The organism is Novipirellula sp. (assembly GCF_041583735.1).
In the GTDB taxonomy this organism is placed as follows: Bacteria; Planctomycetota; Planctomycetia; order Pirellulales; family Pirellulaceae; genus Novipirellula.
On record NZ_JBFHFD010000306.1, the window covers coordinates 1 to 9,705 of the forward strand.

Here is a 9,705-nt window from a genome sequence, read left to right on the forward strand (position 1 = left end):
ATCGGGCTGAGTCCCACCCAAAGTAGAGCCCAGTCGGGCGTCGAGCGATCGCGAGTTGCATCCAAAATCGTCTTGAACGTCCCGCGATTGCGTGTAAAGAAAACAAGACCGATCATCCACCCGACGATCAGATACAGGACTTCAGCACCTATCGCACGCCCAGCGAATTCGCCATGTTTTACCGCTTCACTTAGCGGAAGCTTTGCGTTGGCGTCGGTATTCCAGACGACATAATAGTAGTGCAGATAATCAAAATTCAGAATATAAAACCATCCCGACAACACACTGGCGATCACGCTGGTCAGAATCAAGCCGCGTATCCGCTTGCTGCGATCGCCTTGCTGCAACAAAAACAGCACCGCCAAGGGAGCGAGACTAAACACCAAATAGATCGGTGCCGTTGAACGCGACAGGCAACAGATTGCCACGGCAATGCCGCATGCGACAAACCGACCGGTCGTGGGTCGCTGCATTGCGGATAGGAACCACAGCGCCGATGCACCAAAACTGAGGCACAACATCAAATCGGCTCGGAAATCCGACAGCCCGCCGACCTCCATGAAGATGCAACTGGTCGTAAAAAACGTGCAGCATCCCAGTAACGCCGTCGTCGGTTTCAGGTCACGAATTTTGACTAGATAATAAAACACCGACGCCAAGAAGCCGAACAAATATGCAGCTTGGATCCAGACCGGCACCATCCGGCTCGGTTCCACCCAAGGTCCAATCGAGGCTGCGATCGCAAACGGAAGAAACACGGTTGTGTCGGCGGAATAAACGTGATTCCAACCCGCCACTAGCCCTTGCTGGCGGGACGTTTCCATCGATTCAAACAAGAGCTGGTTGTAACTCAGCGAATCGTAGAACGGGTTCTTGTGTTGATAGAACTCCTGGTTCAGTCGACTGCAGTACAACGCAAGCACCGCACAGCTGACCATCAAAACCGCCAACACCATGACCGGTCGACACAACGCATCTCGGCGCGACTCGACAAACGAACGCGAGGCTTCCGGCTGGATCGTTTTGCTATCCGTACTCACTGAATAATCCTCTAGCTCGCTTTTCGTGAGATCACGCGGAACGCGCGCTCTTGGGCATCCTCCGACGTGGTTGTACTGGACACGATATACGAAGGTCGCCGGCGCACTTCGTCATAAATCCGGCCGATGTATTCACCGAGAATCCCAGCCGCAATCAGCTGAAATCCGCCCAAACCTAAAATGGCACAGGCAATCGTGGTAAAGCCAAGCGATGCGGTCTCGACACCGCTGACTCGCTTCACTGCAAACCATGCAGCAGCGGCCAGCGACACGCAACACAAGGTAGCACCCGAGACCGTCAAGAAACGCAGCGGCTTGAGTGAGTTGCCAAAGATTGCATCCATGGCGTAGCGGAACAGTCGCACGAAGTTCTGCTTCGGCTCGCCCCCCGCTCGTTCTTGGCGTTCAAATAGGATGATCGAAACATTGAAGCCGACCCACGCGCGAAGTGCGGGAAAGAATCGGTGCGTTTCGGGAAGACGGCAGACCGCTACGACCGCATTTCGGCTCATCAAGCAAAACGTGCCCGTATTGGACGGCACCTTGGACTCGGAAAGAAATTGAAACAGCCGATGAAACGCAGCAAACCCAAGCCCACGCACAAAGGTTTCTTTGCGTGCTGTTCGCTGGGGGATGACGACTTCGGCACCCTCACGCCAGCGATCGACCATTTGCGTGATCAATTCAGGCGGATCTTGCAAATCGCCATCCATCAACACGACACACTCCGCGTCGGTCGAATCAAGCCCCGCGACGATGGCAGCAGGTTGACCAAAGTTTCGCGACAGCGAGATTAGCTGCACCGCTTCGTCGGGCGAGGCGGCCTTATTGATCGCGTTTTCGACGATCCATTCCGCAGTACCATCGCTACTGCCGTCGTCGACGTAATTGATCCGGTAGCGCAGCCCGGTTGCCTTACACGCCGCATCGACTCGCGTATGCAGCGTCTCGATAATTTCGATTTCGTTGAAAACCGGGATGACTACATCCAATTGCCGTTCAGCCATATTTTTCCCCGAGGAAAAGCAAAAACACCGAGTCTCAGGCGACTCAGTGGCGGCCTCGACGACGAAAATTGTCGGATTATCCAGCCTGACATCGCTTTTAGGCGAGAGGGTCAGTCGATGTCAATTGCAACGGGGTGCTGCGGCAGCATTCTGAAGAAGGGGCGTATGAATGATCAAGATTACCGCGCGTTCGGATCAAATGGCGGAGCTCGCGGATAAGATTCAAAACATCGTAGCAGGACGACTTCGACGCGCACTGCTACTACACATGAAGAACCGCTACAGCTTTGATTCAAAACCGCAACCCAATCATCCAATACCGCCCACATCACTAGCATCCCCCAACCTAAAACCATCCCAATCAGGGACAGAGCACATTGTCTGACGCCCCGCCCCCCCTCTCGCACGGGGACGGAGCTTTTTATCGGGGAGGATCCAGTTCACGCAGGCGGGCTGACCGTTGAAATGTGGTTGGGTTTTGACCTCGGCAAGGCAGATACTGCGGCAACATGCAAGGGATGAGGCCTAAAATCGCATGTTTTTCGGCCGCTACTGCGCAGTTCTCTTATCGGCGACTCGTCGCCATGCTCCGCAGTCAAAAAGAAGGGACGCTCGCAAGCTAATCCACGCGAGCAAGCAGCTCTCTTGCTCGTCGCCGCAAATGATAGCGGCGGTGGGTGCGGAGGCTTCGCAGCGGATCGACACACTCGGGGCGTCCCGCGACCGTGCAAAACAACCGGCCAAAGTCGCTGACCAGTTCACACCATGTCGTGCCGTCCAAACCCAATCGCTTGAGCACTGGCGGTGCGTCTGCAGGCGTCCGGCCGCTTTTACCGGGGGCGATTTGGCGTGCCGTCCAGTCGAGCATTTCCAAGTAATCTTCGAGCGACATCGGTAGAAAGCCTTTGTCGCTGCAGCGTGTTCCCGACTTGCTCACGCACGGGCCAATTTCACCAAACCGTTCGTCAATCGTGACCGGAGGCAAGAAACTGTCTCGCAGTTTTGCCGCCGGAATGCAATTGCTGCGATTGGCGGTGATGGACTCAATTCGCCGCTGCACTGAGGTATGATCGCTCTGCTCGAGCGTTTCGGCCATCGCAGCACGAATGGGATTCAAGTCAACGTAGGCCGCACACGCCAGCAGCGAGGCCTCGTCAACAATCCGCGTGGCATGGAATCGGCCTTGAAAGAAATGGCCCGATTCTTCGTCTTCGCGGTTCGCTCGCAGCGCGACACGTTGGCAGAGTAGTCGCATCCACCAGCTGACACTGCTGAGCCGTCTGCGAATTTCGGCACACTTAACGGGACATCCTGCGATCGAGCGGATCTCAGGCTCGGTAGGCGGAAGCGGCAGCCCATCGGAATCTCGTCGATGCGGACAAATCATCATCCACCGACGTGCCACCTCGTTGTCGCTCCAGGTGGCAACGACATCCGGCCGAGTCCGTAGCATCAAATGCATATGATTTGATAGCAAACTATACCCAAGGAGATCTACCCCAAAATTTTGGGCGAAATGCATCAAGTGCTGTTCGATCCACGATTTGCGATGATCGAAATTTTTCCCGGTAAAGGGATCATCGCCCATCAAGAAGCATCGCCGGACGGTCCGACTACAGGTATGAGCGATGGCAATTTCGTCGGGATCTAAGACTTCCGAGCGTGCAAGGCGAACCATCACACACCTCTGTTTCAGTCAGGAGGAACCGAGCCAAGGGCCAATGATCAATCGTTCGCCTAACCTGATCCAAAGTCAACCCCCAACAATAGGGCTCTGTCCCTTTAAAGGGGAGTTAGAGTCGCGACATGCTCTGTCCCTGCTTGAGTTTGGTCGCTGCCTGCTCGAAGGTGATCGGCTTTTGGTTCGCGTGACAGGTGATTACTTTGGCTGCGGCGGACGCAGGGTGATTAGCGACAATTCGGGGCGGCAATGGATTCGCATCAAGTGGACGCCGCCGAGGCCGCGCGAGACATGCATTGTCGTGGGCGGTTTGTAAAAATCACCCGAAGCAAATCGGCTGCCGTGAAAACTCGGGCTCAAAATCGGACCGATCAAAGGCAATCGCCCCTGACCGCCATGCGTGTGTCCGGCCATCATCAATTGGATGCCGTGTCGACGTGCCCACCAAATTTGATCGGGACTATGGCTGACCAAAATCCGAAACTCGTCGTCGTTGTTGGGATCAAGCTCCGGCCGATCAAACCAAGGGTATTCGTTGCCAATGATCCGCACCGATTGGCCTCGCAAACTGCAAAGCACCGAATCGGATCCCAGATCGGTCCACCCCGCCAAGTCCATTGATTGACGTGTTTGCCGCGAATCCTCGATCCGCGTGTCGTGATTCCCCAGCACGTAAAAACAACCGTCCGCTGCATCGGCGGCAGCAAAGATCTCGGGCAACCAATCGACACACGGTTGACGGTCAATGATGTCCCCCGTGATCACCATCATGTCAGGCCGCCAACCAGTCGCTCGCGTGACAACGTATTTGGCGTAATCGGGGTGCACATCGCCGGTCAAGTGAATATCGCTCAAATGCGCAATCCGGTACCCATCCAACTTGGCCGGCAATCCCGCCACCGGCAACGTGATCTGCTCGATCGCCAAATCAAAGATTTGATTCAGCGGCAGCTTGGATTCGAATTTGCATTTCGCGGTGAGCGCTAACGATCGGTTAACCGCTCGCTGCACGTCCACCACCTCGACGTTGCGTTCGGCAGGCACCCACTCGACCCCAAGCACAGGACGCCACAGCAGCCACGGCACCCCCAACACCAACCAACTTGCCAAACACACCACGCCGTAGGCGTTCAAAATCGCTGGAAAGTAATCGCTCGCATGCGGGTCGACGATCAGTTGCCGGAACGTATCAAAATAGAGGTAGCCGACAATGAAGGGCAGCGTGATTGCCGAAACGAAAAAGACTTTGACAATTCGCTTGATCGTGCGACGCGGTATCCCAAAGCCGTTGATGCGATTGTAGATCGCCAGATGGATGCCAAAATGGCCAACCAAGACAGCCAGCAGAATGAACCACCATCGATTGGGGGTGAACATGTTCTACAAAGCCTTCGGTCGCATGAAGTGTTCAAGCTTGACCGGGCTGCTCAGCCGAAACTTGCTCCAATCCGGAATCGATACGTCAAAGATGGCGATCGCGGCTGTCGGCATGTCAACCATTTCTCCCGCTAACTGAGACACCAGATACGCCATCCCCGGGTTGTGCGCGAGCACCATGACGGTGGACGCATCGCAGCTATCCGAGGCGATCACATTACATATCGTCTCGGGTGACGCCAGATACAGCGATTCGCTATAGCTAACGACAACGTCCGAGCGAAATGAGTCCTGCATCAGCTCGAGCGTTTCTCGCGTGCGCACGGCCGACGAACTGAGCACGACATCGGGCAAGCAATCGAGCTCGCGAAGCCACGCGGCCATCTGCGGCGCGTCACGCCTGCCACGTTTATTTAGGGGACGATCGTGATCCGACAGCCCTTCGTTCGCCCAGTCGCTTTTTGCATGCCGCATCAGAATCAGCCGGTGACGCGTTCCCGATACCCCAGCGGATGGATCATCCATGTTGATTTATTTACTTCGTCATTAATTAGAGACTGATTCAATTCAAACGCATGCTTTGACGGTTTGAGAAAAAGCGTTTGATCGGCGGAGCGAGTAACGACGATCGCGCGAACGGTAACTCGGCACTTACCGTACCGGCTCGAGTCCATGCATTCGCCGCAAAATGCCAAGCTGACCTGCGTGGATCCCCTCGTGAATCGGACAGAACAAAACGCCACCAAGCTTGTTGGGATAAGCCGCATAAGGCATATCGACAGGCTCGAGCAAGATCTCAGGCGTCACCGCATCGAGCACCTGCATCGATTGCTCGTGCACTTGAGCCAATCGCGCCAACAATTCATCGGCCGTTGGCTGTGCCGAGGGGTCGTCACTCGGCACGCTGCTGCGGCCGTATGCTTTGCGAAATTTCCCAGGAATCAACTCCAGATCATCGGGGCCCCGCCCACGAATGCGAAACATCAACAAACCATATTGGCTGACCGCCAAGTGCCCGACTTGCCAAGCGACATTGGTCGGCATCCCCTCGGGGATCTTGAACCACAGTGCTTGCGGAGTATTTGCCAGCAATTCCAAGGTGTAATTGCGGGCGAATTTGATCTGACCGATCGCCCCCCGCAACATCTCGCTGGTTTGTGTTGGCGAAAGTTCTGCTGTGGTTTTGTTTTCCGTGCTCATGTCGGGGATCATACCAAAATTTCGGAAATGAAGACGAGCCCGCTGCGATGCCAACGCCAGCCCTCCTTATCCACCTCTCCACTGGGGAGGGCCAGAGGCGGCGGTAGCCGGCTCACCGGTGGGGCTCGTGGTGTTAGCGAGTGAAGTACGAACGCAGCTTAGCTGGCGGCTTTTTTTCGCGTGGGCTTGGAAACGAGACGAATTTGCGGCATCACCGCTCGGCCGCCGTGGAACGTGCGACGGCGATCAATCGTGTGATCAAACACAAACGCACCATGCTCGATCCCCGGTCGGGCCGAAACTCGCAAGATCGCGGGATGCCCACATTCGCTGCACTGAACCCGCAATCCGTGACTGTCAAGCAGCGTGTGAATTGCCTGGACCATCTGCTGGTTCTGTTGCAGCGATCCTAAGTTTCGATCGGCAAACCGACTCAATTGAGCCTGGATCGCTTGCCGAATCGAACGCTGCAGTCGATTGATCTCACGCTGCAAATCTTCGATCGCCGCCCCGACATCCTCCGTCGACAGTGACTCCGCATTGGCGGAATCTTGTCGATCCGCCGTTGGCCCTTGTCGATCCGCCGTTGGCTCGTGGCGATGCGGCGCCGGGTCGATGGAATCGGGATTGAGCATAAATTCGAAACACGAAAGGAACATGGACAAACAGTCACTGCCGAGAAACTTAAAGCAAATCCCCCCGAACAGTCTAGACGAGTTTATACAAATTGTATAAGCTGTCTAGACACGTCGGCCAAATTCCTTCGCTGGGCTACCAGGATGTCCCATTTTCGCCACACCCTGAGGGAATAAGGCAACGGCGCAGAATGGGCAAATGCAGCTTATTCGCATCAATCGACAAGGTCGGTTCCGCGGGTTGTGTTTCTTCCATATCCGTTCAGGTCAACATGGCGGTGAACCGCTTGATTCATTACTGTCAACAGACGCTTAACCCAATTCTCTCCCTCGTGAGCTCCGAAATACGCCATGTCGGTCAATCAACAAACCGTTGAGGAAACCAAAGCTCAGATCCGTTCGCTGGTCAACGAGATTGCTGCGCTCTCGAAATCCGGAGCGACAGCCGGCGAGTTTTATCCTGAACTGCTTTCCCGCATCATCACTGCTCTGGCCGCCGCCGGCGGTGCTATTTGGCTGTTGGACGAAGATCGCCAGCTGAAGCTGCAGTATCAAATCAACGCGGAACCGAGCGTGCTCTCGGGCGACTCCGAGGACGCGACCCGTCACACTCGGCTGATCCAGCGTGTGGCCAACACCGGCCAATCGCTGATCGTGCCGCCCTATTCGGGAACCACCGATGGCGAAGCCGAGGGCAATCCGACTCGCTACCTGCTCGTTCTCGGTGCGCTCAAGCACGATGAGCAACAAGACGGCCTGATCGAAATCTTCCAACGTCCCGACACCGCACCCGACACCCAGCGTGGTTATCTGCGGTTTGTCCAACAGATGTGTGAACTTGCGGCCGATTGGTTGCGAGGCCAAAAACTACAGAAACTGGGCGACCGTCAAACGCTTTGGCAACAAGCCGACGCTTTCGCCCGAGCATCGCACGAATCGCTCGATTTGATGGAAACCGCCCACATCGTTGCCAACGAAGGGCGGCGGTTGATCGGATGTGACCGCGTCAGTGTGGCGATCAAGAAAGGCCGCAAGTGCACGGTCAAAGCGATCAGCGGCCAAGACACGATCGAAAACCGATCCAACATTGTCGCCTCACTGAACCAGTTGGCGACGCGAGTCGTCGCGGCGGGCGAGCCGCTATGGCATGACGGGTCGACCGAAGACTTGCCGCCTCAAATCGAAGAGGCACTCGAAGACTATGTCGACCAATCCTATGGTCGTAGCATCGCAGTGCTGCCGCTTCGTGAACCGCAACGAAAACTGGGTGCCGAAGCGGACACCGGTGCTGCCGGCGAGATCGATCGCGACAATGCTCACCGTGGTGAAGTCATCGGTGCGTTGATCATCGAGCAAATCGAGAGCAACATTCCGGCCGAAATCTTTCACGCCCGTTGCGACTTGGTTTACGAGCACGGAACACGCGCGATCGCCAACTCGATGTCGCATAGCAATTTGTTCTTGATGCCGGTTTGGCGGGCATTGGGCCGTGCAACTTGGGTATTGCGGGCGAGAACGCTTCCGAAAACACTTGGCGTGGTCGCTCTGATTGTCGCCGCCATCCTCGCTTTGGTTTTCATTCCCAAAGATTTCACGCTCGAAGCCGAAGGGACGTTAACACCGGAAGTACGACGCGAGATCTTTGCGCCGATTGATGGCGAGGTGATCGAAGTTTTAGTGGACCACAATTCACCGGTCACCGTCGGTCAAGAATTGGTTCGACTTCGCAACCGCGATCTTGAGATTCAACTGACCGACATCGAAGGCCAGATCCAAACCGCATTGGCTGAAAAAGCACGCAACCAAGGTCAGCTGACTCAGCGAAAGTCCTTGGAACCTGCCGAACGCCGTGCGTTGGAAGGCGAGGTTAGCGAGCTCGATACAAAACGACGCGTGTTGATTGAAAAGAAGAAACTGCTGGTCGATCGCGCCGAGCAACTGATCATTCGTTCGCCAATCGACGGCATCGTAACATCGTGGGACGTCGAAAAGATGTTGCGAAGCCGCCCCATTTCCACTGGCCAAGTGCTATTGGAGGTGGCGGATCTTCGCCAACCGTTGTTCCTGAAGTTAGAGCTTCCGGAAAAACGCGAAGGCCATTTGGACGAATACGTCAAGGAAAATCAGTCTGAAACCTTGGATGTGACCTACATTTTGGCGACCGACCCGGACAAGAAGTTGGACGCATCGCTAAAGGTTGCCGACATCTCCGCTCGCGCCGAACCGAATGAAGAACATGGGGCCGTGATCAAAATGTCGGCCTACCCCGAGCAAGCTTCACTACAAGAACTGCATCCGCGTCCGGGGGCCAAGGTCATTGCCAAGGTCTACTGTGGACGCCGATCAAGTGGATTTGTGTTCTTCCACGAGATCTACGAGTGGTGCTGTAAATTCTTCTTCTAGTTCGAGCCATGGGGCGGTGTACTCAAACAGCCCCATCACGATGCCCCCAATCAAATCGAGTTTAAATCTGTGAACAAAACAATGATTGCCGCTTTCGCGTTGGCGTTTGCGACTCCAGCGTTGGCTCAGACCACCTCCAACCCTTCGGCGAATGAAATTCATGCCGAAAACTGCACGGTCAAATTCATTAACAATGTGAATGTGCCTGCCGAAGTGGATGGCAAGGTGATGGAGCTGAAGTTCGATGAAGGCTGGACCGTTGCCGCAGGCGAATTGATGGTCGTGATCGACGACACCCAAGCGAAACACGCTTTGGAGCTGAAGAAGGCCGAAGAAAAAGAAGCGCTGCTCAATGCGACCAA

At 55.4% G+C, this 9,705-nt stretch carries 8 protein-coding genes and 1 pseudogene; 2 read left to right on the plus strand and 7 right to left on the minus strand.

The genetic code is table 11. The features are described from left to right. From ABX962_RS20550 to ABX962_RS20580, 7 genes are all read right to left on the minus strand, one after another. A partial coding sequence (locus tag ABX962_RS20550; protein WP_372721890.1) for a hypothetical protein occupies nucleotides 1–1,040 on the minus strand: 1,040 nt, incomplete at its 3' end. A gap of 11 nt (nucleotides 1,041–1,051) precedes the next feature. Continuing rightward, nucleotides 1,052–2,047, minus strand: a complete 996-nt coding sequence (locus ABX962_RS20555; protein ID WP_372721891.1) for a glycosyltransferase family 2 protein — start codon at nucleotides 2,045–2,047, stop codon at nucleotides 1,052–1,054. A gap of 619 nt (nucleotides 2,048–2,666) precedes the next feature. Then, entirely contained in the window at nucleotides 2,667–3,725 is a 1,059-nt protein-coding gene (locus ABX962_RS20560) for a transposase (protein WP_372721892.1), read from the minus strand. A gap of 201 nt (nucleotides 3,726–3,926) precedes the next feature. Then, entirely contained in the window at nucleotides 3,927–5,105 is a 1,179-nt protein-coding gene (locus tag ABX962_RS20565) for a metallophosphoesterase (protein WP_372721893.1), read from the minus strand. A 3-nt stretch (nucleotides 5,106–5,108) separates the two neighbouring features. Then, nucleotides 5,109–5,630 (minus strand): histidine phosphatase family protein, encoded by a 522-nt coding sequence (locus ABX962_RS20570; protein WP_372721894.1) that lies wholly within the window; start codon nucleotides 5,628–5,630, stop codon nucleotides 5,109–5,111. A gap of 126 nt (nucleotides 5,631–5,756) precedes the next feature. Further along, nucleotides 5,757–6,305: a DinB family protein gene (locus tag ABX962_RS20575; protein WP_372721895.1), complete on the minus strand. Its 549-nt coding sequence runs from the start codon at nucleotides 6,303–6,305 to the stop codon at nucleotides 5,757–5,759. 158 nt (nucleotides 6,306–6,463) lie between these two features. Beyond that, nucleotides 6,464–6,940: a hypothetical protein gene (locus ABX962_RS20580; protein ID WP_372721896.1), complete on the minus strand. Its 477-nt coding sequence runs from the start codon at nucleotides 6,938–6,940 to the stop codon at nucleotides 6,464–6,466. 351 nt (nucleotides 6,941–7,291) lie between these two features. Here ABX962_RS20580 and ABX962_RS20585 point away from each other — a divergent pair, with 351 nt between their 5' ends. Next, entirely contained in the window at nucleotides 7,292–9,343 is a 2,052-nt protein-coding gene (locus ABX962_RS20585) for an HlyD family efflux transporter periplasmic adaptor subunit (RefSeq protein WP_372721897.1), read from the plus strand. Between the two features lie 69 nt (nucleotides 9,344–9,412). Then, a pseudogene (locus ABX962_RS20590) lies at nucleotides 9,413–9,705 on the plus strand (hemolysin D); the annotation flags it as partial.